This window comes from Xanthobacter sp. BG11Y11_SDJG (genome assembly GCF_057364445.1).
The window spans coordinates 1-1,397 of the sequence record NZ_JBNFNU010000654.1; the positions used below are offsets into that span (position 1 = coordinate 1).

General features: G+C 75.1%; 1 protein-coding gene, 1 tRNA gene and 1 pseudogene. 1 reads left to right on the forward strand and 2 read right to left on the reverse strand.

Translation table 11 applies throughout. The annotated features are described in order from the left end of the window. Nucleotides 1–143: 143 nt before the first annotated feature. Nucleotides 144–854, forward strand: a complete 711-nt coding sequence (locus tag AC2W7M_RS25460) for a hypothetical protein (RefSeq protein ID WP_486135892.1) — start codon at nucleotides 144–146, stop codon at nucleotides 852–854. Between the two features lie 10 nt (nucleotides 855–864). Here AC2W7M_RS25460 and AC2W7M_RS25465 read toward each other — a convergent pair. Continuing rightward, nucleotides 865–941: transfer RNA gene (locus AC2W7M_RS25465), tRNA-Met, on the reverse strand. A gap of 243 nt (nucleotides 942–1,184) precedes the next feature. Beyond that, nucleotides 1,185–1,397, reverse strand: a pseudogene (locus AC2W7M_RS25470) (hypothetical protein); the annotation flags it as partial.

Here is a 1,397-nt window from a genome sequence, read left to right on the forward strand (position 1 = left end):
AGCCGCGTCGCCGCGCTGCCCGCCGGGCCGGTGGAATATGCCGATGCCGGCCACGGGCCGGCGCTGCTGTCGATCCACGGCGCGGGCGGCGGCTTCGACCAGGGCCTCGCCATGCCGACCAGCTGGTCGGCGCCGGCGCGCGGGTGATCGCCCCCTCTCGCTTCGGCTATCTGCGCACGCCGGTGCCGGCGGCAGCGGATGCCGATGCGCAGGCCGATGCCCATGCCGCTTTGCTCGACCATCTCGGCATCGAGCGCGCGATCGTGCTCGGCCTGTCGGCGGGAGCGCGCTCCGCCGTCGCGCTCGCCGTCGCGCCACCCGCACAGGGTGGCGGCGCTGATCCTCGCGGTGCCGGCGCTCCACGCGCCGGAAGCCCGGTGGCGGTGGACCCGACGGGCGGCAGTCGGCTGGCCTTCGCCGTGGTGAAGGCGGGCGGGGACCTGTTCTGGTGGGCGCTGACCGCGCTTGCCCCGGCGCTGGTGGTGCGGTTCGTGGGCGTGCCGCCGCATCTGCTTGCGGCCGCGGATGACGCGGAGCGCACCCGCATCGCCGCCACCATCGCCGCCATCGCGCCGCTCTCGGCGCGCGCCGAAGGCATCCGCATCGACAGCGCCTTCGTTCCCCGCGACATGCCGCTGGAGCGCATTGCCGCGCCGACGCTGGTCATCACCGCGCGGGACGACCATTCAACACCCTTCCCGCCGCATCGCGGGCGGCGGCGGGCATTGCCGGGGCGCGCCTCATCGTGTTCGAGACCGGCGGCCATCTCCTGGTCGGGCGCACCGCCGAGGCGCGCGCGGCGACCCGCGGCTTCCTGGCGGCGCACGGGCTTTCGGTCGAGACGGAGGGGATGACAGATGCGAGTGGTAGCAGCGGGCGGACTTGAACCGCCGACCTCCGGGTTATGAATCCGGCGCTCTCACCAACTGAGCTACGCTGCCACGCCGCCGGCCCTGGGGCCGCGCGCGAAGGCCCGCATATAGGGGAGCGGGCGATTGGCTGTCAAGGAACGCCAAGGCGCGAAAGCGCCTCGCTCCGGCGCGCGTGGGCGGGATGCCGGGGGGCGGTCGCCACGGCGCCGGACCGGATGTGCCGCTCCCACCGCCCGCTCATCGGCTGCCGCCTCGGGTCCATTGCACGAGCGCTCCACCGATCGCACACAGGCCGCTTGGCCGGATCGCGCCTTACCCGCCCAGAACCGCCACCAGACCCGGCACCGGGGCGCCCTTCTCGGTGCGGGTGGAAGCCGCGTCCAGCGACACGATCGACAGCCCCGCCGCCGCGGCCGCCGCCTCAAGGTGCGCGCGGGCGTGCGCGTAGCGCAGGGTGTCGCGCAGGATGACGCCGTCGCCTCGTGGGTCTCCAGGGTCGCCGCCAGCAGCCCGCTCGGGGCCAGC